General features: G+C 51.1%; 14 protein-coding genes. 6 read left to right on the top strand and 8 right to left on the bottom strand.

The window, feature by feature from the left end; genetic code table 11:
* Nucleotides 1-19 precede the first annotated feature (19 nt).
* Both tal and JYB63_RS21885 read left to right on the top strand, forming a co-directional pair.
* Nucleotides 20-982: a transaldolase gene (gene tal / locus JYB63_RS21890; RefSeq protein ID WP_205660069.1), complete on the top strand. Its 963-nt coding sequence runs from the start codon at nt 20-22 to the stop codon at nt 980-982.
* Between the two features lie 231 nt (nt 983-1,213).
* On the top strand, nt 1,214-1,402 hold the full coding sequence (locus tag JYB63_RS21885; protein WP_205660068.1) for a hypothetical protein: 189 nt from the start codon (nt 1,214-1,216) through the stop codon (nt 1,400-1,402).
* A gap of 58 nt (nt 1,403-1,460) precedes the next feature.
* Here JYB63_RS21885 and JYB63_RS21880 read toward each other — a convergent pair whose 3' ends face one another.
* The 7 genes from JYB63_RS21880 to JYB63_RS21850 all read right to left on the bottom strand — a co-directional run bounded on the left by JYB63_RS21880 (nt 1,461) and on the right by JYB63_RS21850 (nt 10,548).
* Nucleotides 1,461-2,108, bottom strand: a complete 648-nt coding sequence (locus tag JYB63_RS21880) for a LuxR family transcriptional regulator (protein ID WP_205660067.1) — start codon at nt 2,106-2,108, stop codon at nt 1,461-1,463.
* 147 nt (nt 2,109-2,255) lie between these two features.
* Complete coding sequence (locus JYB63_RS21875) at nt 2,256-2,555, bottom strand: DUF6506 family protein (protein WP_205660066.1); 300 nt, start codon at nt 2,553-2,555, stop codon at nt 2,256-2,258.
* Between the two features lie 349 nt (nt 2,556-2,904).
* Nucleotides 2,905-3,903: a phosphate acetyltransferase gene (gene pta, locus JYB63_RS21870; protein WP_205660065.1), complete on the bottom strand. Its 999-nt coding sequence runs from the start codon at nt 3,901-3,903 to the stop codon at nt 2,905-2,907.
* Between the two features lie 199 nt (nt 3,904-4,102).
* Complete coding sequence (gene xsc / locus JYB63_RS21865) at nt 4,103-5,866, bottom strand: sulfoacetaldehyde acetyltransferase (protein ID WP_205660064.1); 1,764 nt, start codon at nt 5,864-5,866, stop codon at nt 4,103-4,105.
* Between the two features lie 62 nt (nt 5,867-5,928).
* Nucleotides 5,929-7,035, bottom strand: coding sequence for an alanine dehydrogenase (gene ald / locus JYB63_RS21860; protein ID WP_205660063.1), 1,107 nt, complete (start codon nt 7,033-7,035; stop codon nt 5,929-5,931).
* Nucleotides 7,036-7,302: 267 nt separating this feature from the next.
* Nucleotides 7,303-8,778, bottom strand: coding sequence for a MocR-like pyridoxine biosynthesis transcription factor PdxR (gene pdxR / locus JYB63_RS21855; protein ID WP_205660062.1), 1,476 nt, complete (start codon nt 8,776-8,778; stop codon nt 7,303-7,305).
* Nucleotides 8,779-9,156: 378 nt separating this feature from the next.
* Nucleotides 9,157-10,548: an aminotransferase family protein gene (locus JYB63_RS21850; protein ID WP_205660061.1), complete on the bottom strand. Its 1,392-nt coding sequence runs from the start codon at nt 10,546-10,548 to the stop codon at nt 9,157-9,159.
* A gap of 689 nt (nt 10,549-11,237) precedes the next feature.
* Here JYB63_RS21850 and speA point away from each other — a divergent pair.
* The 4 genes from speA to speB all read left to right on the top strand — a co-directional run bounded on the left by speA (nt 11,238) and on the right by speB (nt 16,711).
* The gene (speA, locus tag JYB63_RS21845) at nt 11,238-13,199 is read left to right on the top strand and encodes a biosynthetic arginine decarboxylase (protein WP_205660060.1); all 1,962 of its coding nucleotides are present in this window, start codon (nt 11,238-11,240) and stop codon (nt 13,197-13,199) included.
* 99 nt (nt 13,200-13,298) lie between these two features.
* On the top strand, nt 13,299-14,510 hold the full coding sequence (locus JYB63_RS21840) for a saccharopine dehydrogenase family protein (RefSeq protein ID WP_205660059.1): 1,212 nt from the start codon (nt 13,299-13,301) through the stop codon (nt 14,508-14,510).
* 97 nt (nt 14,511-14,607) lie between these two features.
* Nucleotides 14,608-15,807, top strand: a complete 1,200-nt coding sequence (gene nspC / locus JYB63_RS21835; RefSeq protein ID WP_205660058.1) for a carboxynorspermidine decarboxylase — start codon at nt 14,608-14,610, stop codon at nt 15,805-15,807.
* A gap of 28 nt (nt 15,808-15,835) precedes the next feature.
* Complete coding sequence (gene speB / locus JYB63_RS21830) at nt 15,836-16,711, top strand: agmatinase (RefSeq protein WP_205660057.1); 876 nt, start codon at nt 15,836-15,838, stop codon at nt 16,709-16,711.
* A gap of 85 nt (nt 16,712-16,796) precedes the next feature.
* On the opposite strand, the gene JYB63_RS21825 is transcribed toward speB, so the two are convergent.
* Nucleotides 16,797-16,889 (bottom strand): integrase core domain-containing protein (locus JYB63_RS21825; protein WP_205658405.1); only part of this gene is annotated, 93 nt, incomplete at its 5' end.

Below are 16,889 nucleotides of genomic sequence, written 5' to 3'. Positions count from 1 at the left end.
ATGACAGGTAGTTATTAATATGCAAAACCAGCTGGATCAGTTGAAACAGTTCACCACCATTGTCGCAGACACCGGTGATATCAAAGCGATTGAACAATTACAGCCGCAGGACGCAACCACAAACCCTTCCCTGCTACTTAAAGCCAGCCAGGATGAAAGTTATCGTCCGTTTATTCAGCAGGCAGGTCAGTGGGCCTTAAGCCAGGGTGGAAGCTCTGCTGAACTACTGGCAAACACCAGCGATAAGCTGGCAGTATTGGCTGGCTGCGAAATTCTGAAATACATTCCGGGCCGCATCTCAACCGAAGTAGACGCCCGCCTGTCTTTTGATACTCAGGCAACCGTGGAAAAAGCCCGTAAACTGATGGGGCTTTATAACGAAGCAGGCATCGCTAACGACCGGGTACTGATCAAAATCGCATCCACCTGGGAAGGTATTGAAGCAGCACGCCAACTGGAAAAGGAAGGCATCAACTGTAACCTGACATTGCTGTTTGGCTTTGCCCAGGCCGTTGCCTGTGCCGATGCCGGCGCGTACCTTATTTCGCCTTTCGTTGGCCGTATTCTTGACTGGTACAAAGCGAACAGCCCTGAAGGTACCGACTTATCCGGTGCAAATGATCCGGGCGTCGTATCTGTCAGCCGCATCTTTAATTATTACAAGCAGAACAACTTCAATACGGTCGTCATGGGTGCCAGTTTCCGTAACGCTGAAGAAATCCGTCAGCTGGCCGGCTGTGACCGCCTGACAATCAGCCCTACCCTGATCACTGAACTGGCCAATACCCAGTTACCGCTTGACCGTAAACTGTTCGCAGAGAACCCTGTCAGCGCCGACGATCTGGCTGAAAACAGTGAAGCAGCATTTCGCTGGAATATGAATGAAGATGCGATGGCCACTGAGAAGCTTGCTGAGGGCATCCGCAACTTCACTAAAGATCAGCTGACCCTTGAAGCACAATTAAGCGTACTGCTTAAATAAACGCGTCTGAAGCCTCACCATGAGGGCCCGTTCCGGGCCCTCATCTCTCCCTCATACTCTGCGTCACCCCACGACTGCCACACTTTCCCTTCGACGGTGTTAACAAAAAGTTATAAGGCACCGTAAAACTGTCATAGCGAAGTCATAAATAGCGTCTATGCTGTATCAGAGCTTTAGCTGTATTAAGTTTTTGTGACAACCGACGATGAGACAGATAAGGGGAGCATCAGCATGTATCACAAGCAGCCATCCCAACCGTTACAGCAGCATAAGATTACCGTGATTCCTTCGCGGAAGAATACCCGCAGCCTCCTGCTGAACAGCAGAGACACACACTGCCCGCTGAATCAGAGCGACACTGAATTTGCCCGCGTCAGGCACGATGCGTATTTACTGAAAAATGAAATCTATCCGGGATAGATAAACGAAGAGCTCCCCATTGTTTGCCTGAATACTACTGGGGAGCTGTCTGAAGTGATCAGGCCGTTAACAAACGCGCCTGATTAAGATCGATTTTTTGCACCGCAATCACTAACTGAGTCCGGTTCTCGATTTCCAGCTTGCGAAGAATATTCGACATATGTGATTTAATCGTGTGCTCGGTGAGCGACATCTGATGGGCAATCTGCTTATTACGCAAACCGCAGCGCACCAGGCTCAGCACGTTGTTTTCCTGTTCAGACAAACGGCGCAATGCATAACCGATTCGGGTCTGCTGTCCACTCAGCTGATCAGGATCCGCTGTTTCATCATAACGCCAGATCTGGCCTTCCAGCACATTGCGGATAGCATTACCAAACTCTTCCATACCCGATGTCTTGGCAATCACTCCGTGAAAGCCATTCAGCACCGCCCAGCGGGACACAACAATGTCCAGATTATTGGTCATAATCAGGAAACGCGCATCCGCATTACCGGCTGCAACCTTAAGCTGATTAAGGCTTTGCAATCCCGGCAACTGCGCATCAACGATAACCACGACAGTACCACTGGTTTTGTTCAGGCGGCTGGCCATCGTTTCAATACTGTTTACTTCAAACGTATCAACGATGATCCCGGCCTGCTCTAACGCAAGACCTAAACCAAGACGAAACAGCGGCGAGCGATCAGCAAGTATGATCTTCATATGGGCACCTATGATGATTGCGCCCGGATTCGGTAGTCGAGTTGAAGCACTGGCAGTCAGAATAATGCCTGGTAAAAAACCCCGTTATTAATTCAGTAGGCTGCCAGCCCTCTATGCTTCAACTGTTAACCGTGCCCGGACTCTGACTTAACTCAGCTCGCGCGTTAAGCGTTCGCGTTCTTCTGTGGTGTACTGAACGTAACCCACAGGAATTCTGTCTTCGAGCGCATCACGGATCTGCTGTGCTTCCTCACCGGAAAACGCACCACACAGCTCTATCAGCTGAACACCTTTAGTAAGCATCTCTTGTGCTACAAAGCAGGCCTGCCCGGCGTCCTGTACGCCAGCGATCGACATATTAAAGTTATCACTCGCCATGTGCCCCTGATGCTTGAACATGTCCAAGTCAGCACTTTTAACGATGAAACCATATTTCTGTAAAGCCATTGCGACCCCCTTTGTTATTGTTTTCGACCAGTCATGTCTGAAGCTTTCAACTTGAAGTCAAATCAACAATTGCCAAACTACGACTCAGGATGACGCTATTAGAAACGTGTTTCAGACTTTAAGTTAGGGCCAAAAATTTTTAAAATTTAGAACCAGTAACAAGACCAAATAAATCCTTTTAAAACATTAAGTTATAACTTACATAACAAAATATTAAGAACAAACAGACAAAAAATTTTCATTCGAAGGTCAAAGACCGAAAACCACTTTTTCAGAACCGCAAACAAAAACGCCGTTGCAGGTTCACCCTCGCAACGACGTTTTCAGACAAGTTTTCAGCTGCCTTCAATTATAGGTTTTGCGCCTGCAACACAGTAATTGCAATCACGTTTACCACATCTTTAGCGCTGCAACCGCGGGAAAGATCATTGGCAGGCTTCTTCAGGCCCTGCAGGACCGGTCCAATCGCCTCAGCCTTACCAATACGCTCAGCAATCTTATAACCGATATTGCCCGCCTCCAGGCTTGGGAAGACCAGCACGTTGGCCTGGCCGTTTACCTGAGAATCTTTTACTTTACGTTCCGCAATCGCCGGCACAATGGCCGCATCAAACTGCACTTCACCGTCCAGTTTAAGATCAGGCATCTGTTCACGAACCAGACGGGTCGCTTCAGCCACTTTATCTACCGCCGGGTGGTTTGCACTGCCATGGGTGGAAAACGATAACATCGCCACCCGCGGCTCTTCACCGAGCATAGTCTGCGCACTGGCGGCAGCAGACATTGCAATCTGGGATAACTGCTGCGCATCCGGATCAATTACCAAACCACAATCAGAGAACACAATCCCGCCCTGCATATCATGGTGCGGCTGAGACATCATCATCAGAAAGAAGCTGGAAACCATAGAACTGCTTTCAGACATACCGATGATCTGAATCGCACCGCGCACAACATCACCAGTTGTATACACGGCACCGGCAACCGAACCGTCCGCATCACCCAGGTGCACCATCATCTGCGCGTAATACAGCGGATCACGGATCAGCTCGGCAGCTTTTTCTTCGGTCATCCCCTTCGCTTTACGCTTCTCAAACAACGCCTGCGCATAACGATCAGCGGCATCAGACGTTTTAGGGTCCAGCACGGCAATGGATGTCAGATCCAGCTCGTTGGCAACCGCCAGCGCTTTCACCTCATCAACGTTACCCAGCACAGTAATATCGGCAATCCCCTGTGCAGTGGCACTGACAGCCGCTTCAAGAATACGCGGGTCATTACCCTCAGCCAGTACGATCGAACGTGGATCAGCACTCGCCCGTTGAAAAATTTTCTCTAATGCGGTCATAAAAAAGACTCCTTCTCGCCGACGCCCGCTAACCGCGGTATCTGCGCATATTCTTAATAAAAAACTGCTGTGAATATATCACCTGAAGATGGGCTATTCACAAAAGTCTTAAACAGGATGTAAACACTTGAAACCCAGCAACCCGGAAAAAAAAACCGAAGGCCAGAGGCCTTCGGTTTGCTGTCGATAAAACTAAGACTTATACGAAGTCTTTGTACTTATCCAGGTAACGAGTTGGCTTAGCCAGCGCGTCACGGCGGAACGGGTCACCCAGTTCACGAGTACACATAATTTCGATTACGGTAGTAACACGCTCTTCCATCTGCTTACGGATAGCTTCTTTCAGAGCAGGACCTACGTCTTCCAGCTTGTCTACAACAACGCCTTCAGAACCCATAGCCTTAGCGATGCCTGCGAAGCTCTGGTTTTCCAGTTCGCCAGCAACGAAACGACGGTTGTAGAACTCAACCTGGTTCTTCTTCTCAGCACCCCACTGACGGTTGTGGAATACAACAGCAGTAACAGGGATATCTTCACGTACACAAGTCATGATTTCCATCATGGACATGCCCCATGCACCGTCACCAGCGTAAGATACAGCCGGACGCTCTGGCGCAGCAACTTTAGCACCCATGATAGTAGGCAGTGCGTAACCACAGTTACCGAAAGACATTGGTGCGAAGAAAGAACGTGGACGTTCGAAACGCAGGTAGCTGTTAGCAACAGAGTTGATGTTACCGATATCAGTAGACACCATTACGTCTGCAGGCATAGCTTCTTCCAGAGCACGCAGAACCTGACGTGGGTGCAGGTAGTTACCTTCTTCCTCAGCCTGTTCAGCGATCATGTCCAGAGAGTAATCATCTTTCTCGTGGATCCACTCAGTCAGCTCAGTTTCCCAAGATTCTTTCTCAGCAGCAACCAGCTTCAGACGCTCTTCTTTGTTTTCCAGACACTTAGGAGACTTGTCTTTCAGCAGGTCCATCAGAGCGTTAGCAGTTGCTTTCGCGTCGCCGTGGATACCAACAGAGATCTTCTTAACCAGACCCAGCATCTTAGCGTTGCAGTCAACCTGGATGATCTTAGCGTCTTTCGGCCAGTAGTCCATGCCGTGCTGTGGCAGAGTACCGAATGGTCCCAGACGGGTACCCAGAGCCAGTACAACGTCAGCTTTAGAGATAACGCGCATCGCTGCTTTAGAACCCTGGTAACCCAGAGAACCAGTACCCAGACGGTGAGAAGCAGGGAAAGAGTCATTGTGCAGGTAGCTGCTTACAACTGGCATTTCCAGCTGTTCAGCAATCGCAATAGCCTGCTCGTAAGCATCGCCCATTACAACACCGCCACCAGCAACCATTACTGGGAATTCAGCGTTAGCCAGCAGTTCAGCGGCTTCTTTCAGGGACTCAGGGCCACCAGCAGAACGTTCGATACGGATAGGCTGTGGAATTTCACAGTCGATGTCGCCGTAGAAGTTATCACGTGGGATGTTCAGCTGAGTAGGACCGTTTTCCAGCATCGCGCGGTCGAAGCAGCGAGCAGTCAGTTCAGCCATACGGGTGTTGTTTACAACACTTACCTGGTACTTAGTGATAGTTTCGAAGAATGGCAGCTGTTCAGCTTCCTGGAAACCACCCAGACCCTGAGAGTTAGTACCGGTTTCAGGAGTGATACATACAACTGGAGAGTGAGCCCAGTATGCAGCAGCGATCGCAGTAACGAAGTTAGTAATACCAGGACCGTTCTGAGCGATACAAACACCGTGACGACCAGATACACGAGCGTAACCGTCAGCCATATGGCCAGCACCTTGCTCATGCACTACAGGGATCAAACGGATACCTGCCGGGGTGAAAATATCCATCGCATCCATAAATGCAGAACCCATGATACCAAAACAGTCAGTAACACCGTTGGCAACAAGGGTTTCTACAAATGCTTCACTAGGAGTCATACGAGCCATAATTAGAATTCCTTATTATATTAAAAGGCGTTAACCGGAATTAACGCCACATCAGTTAACAATTAAGCGCTGAAAGGCGAATATTCACGCCCTAACGCCACTGCGACTTCTTCACTGGTGATCTTACCAGCATGAACGTTGAGGCCGTTTGCCAGGTGCTTGTCCCGGCGAATGGCTTCCTGCCAGCCCAGATCCGCCAGTGCCACAATATATGGCAAAGTGGCGTTGTTCAGAGCCAGAGTCGATGTACGGGCAACAGCGCCTGGCATATTTGCCACACAGTAATGCACCACATCATCGACAATATATGTTGGGTCCTGATGGGTTGTTGCACGGGATGTTTCAAAACAGCCACCCTGATCAATCGCAACATCCACAACCGCAGAACCCGGCTTCATGCGGGACACCATATCAGCTGTTACCAGCTTAGGCGCCGCCGCGCCCGGAATCAGCACACCGCCGATTACCAGATCAGCAGACAACACATGCTCTTCAAGTGCTGCCTTGCTGGAATACACAGTCTGCACCGTTGTACCAAATTCAGACACAATCCGGCGCAATACATCAACAGAACGGTCAAGTACCACAACCTGGGCACCCATACCGACTGCCATACGGGCCGCGTTAGAACCTACAACGCCACCACCAATAATAGTCACTTTTGCAGGTTCTACACCCGGAACACCGCCGAGCAGAACACCACGCCCCTGCTTGGACTTCTCCAGGCAGGCAGCACCGGCCTGGATAGACATCCGTCCGGCCACTTCAGACATTGGTGCAAGTAACGGAAGACCGCCGCGATCAGAGGTAACCGTCTCATATGCAATGCAGGTCGCCCCGCTGGCTTGCAAATCGTCGGTCTGCTCCGGATCCGGGGCAAGATGAAGATAAGTAAAAAGTAACTGATCCGGACGCAGCATTTTCCGTTCAACGGCTTGCGGCTCCTTCACTTTCACGATCATATCAGCGCTGGCGAAGATCTCTTCAGGGCTGTTCGCGATGGTTGCACCGGCTGCACGATAATCATCGTCGCTAAAACCGATACCCGCACCGCCCTGAGTTTCCACCACAACCTGATGTCCGCGGCTGGTCAGCTCCTGCACACTGGCAGGTACCATACCGATGCGGTATTCGTGATTTTTAATCTCTTTCGGGACACCTATCAACATCGTACCACTCCTTCCGTTAGCTCTTTTTATTCATTACAAGGTAGTAGACTTTGCTCGTTCTGACTGAGCAGAAGTCTTTCTACCAGTACAGCTAAGATGCAATACAGATTAGGATCGACGGGCAAAACACAGTAGAACCAGATTTAAGCTACAAGTTGCGCCAGCATGGTGCCAGCAGCCAAAACCAGACAAAAACCCGCCAAATCAACACGTTATAATGGAGCCAAAAAACAAAAAACCGCTCGTCCAGAGCGGTTTTTTTTGAATTTACTCAACCATCGAATGGATCAGTTCAGCCAGTTTTTTAATTCCCGGCTCAATCTTATCTGTCGAAATTGACGAGTAAGCCAGACGGAAATAATTCTTTGGCATCGGCTCCCGGAGGAAATGTATCGCGCCGGACTCAATCAGAATCCCTTCTTCCATGGCCCGCTTCTGCAACTCAAGGGTATCCAGACCTTCCGGCCCCCTTACCCAGTAACAGGAGCCACCAAAGGTAGGCTGATCATGGGATTCCGGCAAATATTCTGTCAGCGCCTCATCCATTGCCCGCCAGCGGGTCTGATAATTACGCATGATATTCATGATCAGTGAATCGTGGTAACCCCGTTCAAGGAATAGCGCAACTGAACGCTGATTATTGGCTGCCGGATGGCGAACCATTAAACGGCGTAATGCCCTGGCCTCTTCAATAAACTCAGCAGGCCCCACCATGTAACCAACCCGCAGCCCCGGTGCCAGCGTCTTCGACAAACTGCCGATGTAGAGCACCCGGTCATTTTTATCCAGGCTTTTCAGAGCCGGAATCGGATTCGACTTAAAGTTGGTTTCGCTTTCATAATCATCCTCAATGATGAGGAAATTATCTTCTTCAGCCCGCCTCAGTAACTCATAGCGGCGTTCAATCGGCATCGTAACCGTTGTTGGGCACTGGTGGCTCGGCGTCGTATACACCAGATCACAGCCAGTCAGATGCTCATCGACCTGCATACCGTCTTTATCAACCGGAATCGGCCGTACCTGAGACGGATTCAGACTGGCGATATTGCGGATATCCACATAACCCGGGTCTTCAAGGCCAATGACACTCTTCTCATCCAGTAACAGCTTGGCCAGCATATACAGCGCCTGCTGAGCACCTACCGTTACCAGAATCTGATCCGCCGATGCCCAGACACCTCTGCGGGGCAATAACCGGGTGCGGATCTGCTCAACCAGCAAAGGATCATCATTATCAAACCGGTCTGCAGCCCAGTCACCGATCGCCGGTCCGCTAACCGCATCCCGGCAACACTCACGCCAGTTAACTGTCGGAAACAGCGAGGTATCAAACTGCCCGTAAATAAAAGGATAATCGTAACTCTGCCAGTCACGGGGTTTAACAATATTACTCTGCTCACTGGGACGAAGCTTAAAGCGGTTCGCCCAGTCAATCTGGGTCGCCGGAATGTCGACTTCCTGACGACTCGGAACATCAAGCTTAACCTGACCATTCAGGATGTCTGGGTTCACATAATACCCGCTACGCTCACGCGCCAGCAGATAACCGTCATCCAGCAAATGTTCGTAAGCCAGAACCACGGTATTACGTGCGACATTCAGCTGCTGTGCCAGTTTACGACTGGACGGCAACGGTGAATCCACCGGGATATTACCGTTAAGTATCGCCGTCGCAATCTGCTCCCGTAACTGCTGCTGTAAACTGCCGCCTTTACCTGGAGTCAAATGAAAAAGCTGAAACATTCATCTTGCCTTATATTCGCCAATTACATGCACTTCTTTTGCTATCCGCCAGAAAGTTATCCCCGACGGACCTGCACCGGAACGCCTGAGCAATATCTTCCTGCCGCCCAGACAACACGGAGCACTTCTTGGTTGCTCTCCGGTCTGGCCGCTAAGATATTCTTTAATTTATATTTTTTGTAAAAACAGCGTATATGAGAAGCATAACACGCCTGACTCAGTTCGCTAAGACAGAGGCGGGGTTCTCAAGACAAAATACCAGTCCTGCTTAATCATCAAACACTTAGCAAACTACGACTAAGGAATGAAAGACCAAACCGGACTGGTATTTTCGGGATATGACCGCAAGGCCCGGAAAGGCCCTGCGGATAAGCTGAATTAAGCGTTAGGAGCTACTTCAGCCAGTGCGTTATCCAGTGCTTCAACAATTACATCAATATCAGCCTGAGTAGCGATCAGCGCAGGGCTCATGCAGATAGTGTTGTTGAATTCACGGAAAGAACGGTTAGTACGGCCCATGATTACGCCATTTGCCATGCAGTGTGCACCGATAGCAGTAGATACGCTTTCATCAACAGGCTCTTTGGTTTCACGGTCTTTAACCAGCTCAAAACCACAGAACAGACCTTTACCGCGAACATCACCGATAACGTCGTACTTATCTTTCAGCTCATTCAGGCGGCCCAGCAGGTATTCGCCCTGAATCTTAACGTTATCCAGCAGGTTCTCATCTTCAATGATCTGCATGTTAACCAGTGCTGCAGCAGGACCCGCAGTACAGCCACCGAAAGTAGAGATGTCACGGAAGTAATCCATACGTGGATCTTCAGGATCTTTGAACATCTCAAATACTTCTTCAGTAGTAACAGTACAAGAGATCGCCGCGTAACCGGAAGCAACACCTTTCGCCATGGTAACCATGTCTGGCTTGATGCCGTAGTGCTGGTAACCGAACCATGTACCGGTACGGCCCAGGCCACATACTACTTCATCAATGTGCAGCAGGATGTCGTACTTCTTGCAGATTTCCTGAACGCGATCCCAGTAGCCTGCAGGCGGCTCAATCACACCACCACCGGCAGTGATTGGCTCCAGACACAGAGCACCAACAGTTTCAGGACCTTCTTCCAGGATAACTTTTTCAATCTGGTTAGCAGCCCAAACGCCGTAGTTTTCCAGATCAGCACCTTCCTGCGCGCGGTATTCGCAGCAGTGTGGTACTTCAACGAAACCAGGAGTGAAAGGACCATACTGGTTCTTACGCTCGAACTGACCAGTCGCACTCAGTGCAGTAATAGTAGTACCGTGGTAATCACGCTCACGGAACAGAATCTTGTGTTTCTTGCCGCCGTACTTCTTCTCAGCGATCTGGCGAACCATCTTGAAGCACTTCTCGTTCGCTTCAGAACCGGAGTTAGAATAATAAACACGGCTCATGCCAGGCATTTTTTCCAGCAGCTTCTCAGCAAACTGAGCTGCAGGTACGTTACCGGCAGTCTGTGCGAAGTAGTTCATAGTAACCAGCTGGTCACGAACAGCATCAGCAATTTCAGTACGGCCATAGCCAACGTTTACAGTCCATACTGCACCGGAAACTGCATCCAGGTATTCATTACCTTTCGCATCCCAGACGCGCATACCTTCGCCTTTAACGATCATCAGCGGATCGCTTTCTTCATAAGGCTTATGCTGTGACAAGTGGTGCCATACATTGTTACGGTCTTTGCTTACTACTTCTTTGGCGTCAAATTCATTAGCATTAAAGGTCATGCTCACCTCCTCTGAGGAAACTCATTATTATTGTTTGTTTGCTGCAGTGCCGGATCAGACGGACTGTAAAGTTATACTCAGGCCCGCCACGCAATCTGTAAAACTACCGCGTACAACGTGTCAAAGCACTCAAAACGACATCGCACAGTGCTTCTCTATACCCCATAAATTAATGGCACCACGGTAAAATCAGTTAGAACCAGATGCTGGAGCAATATGATGCCAGCAGTATTTATCAGGCTTTAACCTGCTGCTAACTGCCTTAAACAGCTGAAAACATGCCAGTAAAAGCGAGTCGCAAATAAGCAAAAATACTGGCCAATTCTGCCCTGGCTACCCACAAGCATACAAAAGATCACGGCCACTGGCTGTCACATTTTGTATCTCGCCATGGTGAATAACGACGTGTCTGCTGTGAAAACCCCTACCAATCACATAACAGCCCTGACAATTCAGCATCACAGTCATAACTCACTGTAAAATCAGCACATCCTGAAACCTCTCCAAAAAAACAACCCGAAACATTATTCAACTTATTGTTTTAGCGGATATTTTCCGGCAATAAATCCCTCAGAAAAAGTTTGACACCGGGCTGATTACGGAGAAAATGCCAGCTTGAACAACAGGGTGATTCCCTTCCGTTCAATACCTCGTTTATGTGCCACACTTCAGGTATTTGCAGATTAATTATGGCGACACCTTCTACCTATTCCCCGACACCTGACTCCACACCGGCCGATGCTGAAAACCGCTGGAGTACCGATAACAGTGCGGACCTCTATGGCGTGCGCAACTGGGGTGCCGGCTATTTTGACATTGCCGCTAACGGTGAAGCAGTCGTCACTGTCACTAACGGCAAGCGTACCGAAGTTTCCCTGCTGGACATTGTAGAAGGCATGAAAGAACGCGGTCTGGAAATGCCGGCAGTACTGCGTATAGAAAACGTGCTGGACCAGCGGATAAAAGAACTCAATGAAGCCTTTGCCCGGGCGATCAGTGATGCCGGTTACAACAACGAATACCGCGGCGTGTTTCCCATCAAGGTCAACCAGCAGTGCCACGTGATTGAAGAAATTGCCGACTTTGGCAGCCATTATCACCACGGACTGGAAGCTGGCAGTAAAGCAGAACTGATCATTGCTCTGTCACAGCTCAAAGATCACCGCAGCCTGATTATCTGTAACGGCTATAAAGATGCCGAGTTTATTGAGCTGGGCCTCTATGCCCGACAAATGGGCATTCCGTGCTTCTTTGTACTGGAAACCCCAACCGAGCTGCCCATTATTCTGGAACGCAGCAAAGCCCTGAATATTGATCCGCTGATCGGTGTGCGCATCAAATCCTCTGTAGTGGTAGAAGGCCACTGGAACGAAGACAGCGGCGACCGATCTATTTTCGGTTTATCCACCGGCGGCCTGCTGGATGTTATCGATGAACTGAAAGCTGCTGACATGCTCCACTGCCTGCAGTTACTGCACTGTCATCTGGGTTCTCAGATTCCTAACATCCGTAATATCCGCAGCGGCGTACTGGAAGCCTGCCGTTTCTATTCCGGGCTGATCGCTGAAGGCGCGCCAATGGGCTATCTGGATCTGGGTGGCGGCCTGGCAGTAGATTACGAAGGCGCCCGCACTAACAGCACCCACAGCATGAACTATCAGCTGGATGAATACTGCGTCAACATCGTGGAAACCATTCGCGAAAGCCTCGACCCACTGAATATCAACCATCCGGTCATCGTCTCTGAATCCGGCCGGGCCACTGTTGCTTATTCATCCATGCTGCTGTTCAACATCCTGGATGTACGTAACCACGAACCGTCGCCGTTGCCTGTACAACTGCCCGAAGATGCCCACGAACTGCTGCATAACCTGTTTGCGGTTCTGCAAGCGGTAGACGTACAAAAATTTCAGGAGTGCTACAACGATGCACTCTACTACCGGGATGAAGTCCGCGAACTGTTCCGCCGCGGCCAGACCGACCTGCGCGCCCGGGCGATGGCTGAAAACATCACCCTGGCCGTACTGGAAAAAATTGCAAAACTGCTCAGCCAGGTAGACCGGGTACCGCCGGAACTGGAAAAACTGCCCGAACTGCTATCTGACATTTACTACGGTAACTTCAGCCTGTTCCAGTCCCTGCCGGATATCTGGGCCATTGATCAGGTATTCCCGATCATGCCAATTCACCGGCTGGACGAAAAGCCAACCCGGGAAGCGATTCTGGCAGACATCACCTGCGACTGTGACGGCAAGATTGATAACTTCACTACCCCCGACGGCATTCGCAATACCCTGCCGCTACACCCGCTGCGGGATGGCGAAGAATACTACCTGAGCATATTCCTGGTGGGCGCCTATCAGGAAACCCTCGGGGATTTGCATAACCTGTTTGGCGATACTAACGTTGTCAGCGTGAAGATAAACAGCGACGGCAGTTTCGACTTTGCCCGTGAATTCCAGGGCGACAGCATTGCTGACGTGCTCAGCTATGTTGAATACGACCCCAAACATATGCTCGAACAGTTTCGCCGGACCGCCGAGCAGGCGGTGCGGGATAAACGCATTAACGTTGCCCAGCGGCAGCAAATGCTAAAAGCGTTCCGGGAAAGCCTGCAGGGCTACACCTACTTCGAACGCGAACAACATTAAAATCAGCCGGCCGACAAAGCTTGCTGAACATTCATTGACAGTGCCGGACAGATCCCGGCGCAGAACGTCCGACAGGACTCACAATAAAGGATCATAAATATGTCAAAAGTCATGATCATTGGTGCCGGCGGTGTCGGCGGTGTTGTTGCTCAGAAATGTGCTCAGGTAGCAGAAATCTTTGACGACATCATCCTGGCCAGCCGTACCGAATCCAAGTGCGTCACCATTGCTGAACAGGTTAAAGAAAAAACCGGCCAGACCATCCGCACTGCACAGGTTGATGCGGACAACGTACCGGAACTGGCAGCCCTGCTGAAAGCTGAAAAACCGGAACTGGTGATCAACGTTGCTTTGCCATATCAGGATCTGACCATCATGGACGCCTGTCTGGAAGCCGGCGTGCACTACATGGACACCGCTAACTACGAGCCACTGGACACTGCCAAGTTTGAATACAAGTGGCAGTGGGCCTATCAGGAACGATTTGAAAAAGCCGGCCTGACTGCACTGCTGGGCAGCGGCTTTGATCCGGGTGCAACCAACGTATTCACCGCTTACGTTGCCAAACATTACTTTGATGAAATCCACGAACTGGACATCATCGACGTCAACGGCGGCGACCACGGCTACCCGTTCGCCACCAACTTCAACCCGGAAATCAACATCCGTGAAGTCACCGCTGACTGCCGCCACTGGGAAAACGGCGAGTTCGTCACCACACCGGCAATGTCTAAGAAAGCCAGCTTCACCTGCCCGGAAGAAGTGGGTACTTACAACATCTACCGTCTGTACCACGAAGAGCTGGAATCTTTGACCAAGCACTACCCTACTCTGAAGCGTGCGCAGTTCTGGATGAGCTTCGGCGACAGCTACCTGAAGCACCTTGAAGTGCTGGGCAACGTCGGCATGACCGGTATCGAGGCAATCGAATTCAACGGTCAGGAAATTGTACCGATCCAGCTGCTGGCTCACCTGTTGCCGGATCCATCCACCCTGGGCCCGCGCACAGTTGGCAGAACCTGCATCGGCGTAGTGGTTCGCGGTATTAAAGACGGCAAAGAAAAGATCGTTTACTGCTACAACACCTGCGACCACCAGAAGTGCTACCAGGAAGTAAACTCTCAGGCGGTGTCTTACACCACCGGTGTACCGGCCATGATCGGTGCGAAGCAAATGCTGGAAGGCAACTGGCTGAAACCGGGTGTATGGAACATCGAACAGTTCGATCCGGACGGATTCATGGACGACATGAACAAGTACGGCCTGCCGTGGAAGGTTATTGAACTGGACGAATTCAGCCTGGAACAGTAATCCACACAGCAATATACGCGCTGAAAAAAACCGTCGCAGTTAACGCTGCGGCGGTTTTTTCGCAGCAGCCCCGGACATAATTACGGCTGGTAACACTATGCAATTTACCGATTTCAGCAAACTGGATCTGAACCGCCTGCCCTCACCGGCGTTTGTGGTTGACCAGATCGCCATTGAACGGAATCTGAAAATCCTCCGCGAAGTCGCCGACGCCAGCGGGGCAAAAATTCTGGCGGCTCTGAAAGCCTTCTCCATGTGGGAACTGGGCCCGCTGACCGCCCGCTATCTGGACGGCACCTGCGCAAGCGGCCTGCACGAAGCACGGCTGGGCCATGAAGAATATCAGGCAGACGGCCGCCCTAACGAAGTCCATGTTTACAGCGCCGCCTATAGCGAAGCCGATGTAAAAGAACTGCTCACCTTTGTAGACCACATGGTGTTTAACAGCACCGGACAGTGGCAACGGTTTCAGCCCCTGACTCAGGCAGCACTGGCAGAACGTCCGGACATTCAGTTCGGCCTGCGTATCAACCCACAACACTCCGAAGGCAGCGTTCCTCTTTACGATCCCTGCGCCCCCGGCTCCCGGCTGGGCATCGTTGGCGACGAACTGGACGCCGCTATCGAGGCCAATCCAGACCTGCTGAACAACATCAGCGGCCTGCACTTTCATACCCTGTGTGAACAGGGCTTTGAACCGCTGGCACGCACCCTGGACGCGGTAGAAGCCCGCTTTGGTGAACTGCTACATACAATGCAGTGGATTAACTTTGGTGGCGGTCATCACATTACTGCGCCAGGTTACAACACCGAAGCGCTGATCAGCCGCATCAAAGCATTCGCCACCAAGTACGACGTACAGGTCTACCTGGAGCCCGGTGAAGCGGTTGCCATTGGCACCGGCGTACTCAGCTGTGAAGTACTGGACATCATTCATAACCAGGTCGACCAGGCCCTGTTGGACACTTCCGCCACCTGCCACATGCCCGACACCCTGGAAATGCCTTACCGGCCAGACATTATGCATGCCGGTGAAAGTGGCGAAAAAGCCCATACCTATCGCCTGGGTGGCCTGACCTGCCTGGCCGGCGACATCATCAACGACTACAGCTTCGACGCGCCCCTGGAAGTGGGCCAGCGACTGCTGTTTGAAGATATGTCACACTACACCATGGTCAAAACCAGCACCTTTAACGGCACCAAACTGCCGGCACTGGTCCTGTGGAATTCTGAGACAGACGAACTGAAAACCGTGAAGACATTTGGCTATCAGGACTTCAAGCAACGCTTATCCTGATCCTGCTGACGTATAAGAGATAACTGACATGAACTACAACCCGGACGACTACCCGATATTCCTCGGATCAGAAATCGAGCAACCTGACCCTCAGCAGGCTGCCTTCCACGTATTGCCGGTCCCCTATGAAAAAACCGTCTCCTATGGCGGCGGCACCAACGAAGGCCCTTCCTCAATCCTGAAAGCCTCCTGGCAGCTGGAAGAATGGGATGGGAAAAGTAAACCCTGCAGCGAAGGCATCTACACCTGTGAACCGGTAGACTGCACAGTGACACCTGAACAGGTGATCGACAACATTGCAGCGGCCACAAAGAAGATCGTCGAAAACGGCGCCATGCCAGTGGTCTTCGGCGGCGAACACACGGTAACCTACGGCGTAGTTAAAGGCCTCCGCGAAGCAGGTTACGATAACTTCGGCATCGTCCAGATCGACGCCCACGCTGACCTGCGTGAAGCTTACGAAGGCGATCCGCTGAGCCATGCCTCCGTCATGAAACGGGCTGTGGACATGGGCATTCCTCTGTATCAGTTAGGCATCCGCGCTTACTGCGAAGAAGAAATGCAGATCCGCGAACAGCACGGTGTCTACTTCCAGGACGGCGATGAACTGGTACCTCAAAACATCCAGAGCATCGAACTGCCGGAAGACTTCCCTGAACAGGTTTTCTTCACGCTGGACATCGACGGCATGGACCCGTCCGTATTCCCGTCCACCGGCACCCCGGTACCCGGCGGGCTGGGCTGGTATCAGACCCTGAACCTGTTCGAGTCTGTCGCCAAACAGCGCAAAATCATCGGCTTCGACATCATGGAATTCGCCCCGATCGAAGGCTTCCATGCATACGACTTTGCCGCCTCCCTGCTGACCTACAAGATGATGGGCATTGTTCAACGAAACAAATAGTGCAGCGGAATAAATAACCCGAACTGGCAGGAACGCCCTGCCACTGCATTCCAGTGTCTAGTCCTGATATAGGTTGACACTTATTTCATACAAACGCCCGATGCACCTCATCGGGCGTTTTATATTCCAGTGACAAGTGAGGGCGCCGCTGGTTATACATCCTGACCGACTCATCAAC

The organism is Aliamphritea spongicola (assembly GCF_017051665.1).
GTDB classification, from domain to species: domain Bacteria; phylum Pseudomonadota; class Gammaproteobacteria; order Pseudomonadales; family Balneatricaceae; genus Amphritea; species Amphritea spongicola.
Note: the sequence above shows the minus strand (reverse complement) of the source record. Positions and strands in the feature narration are given on the sequence as shown.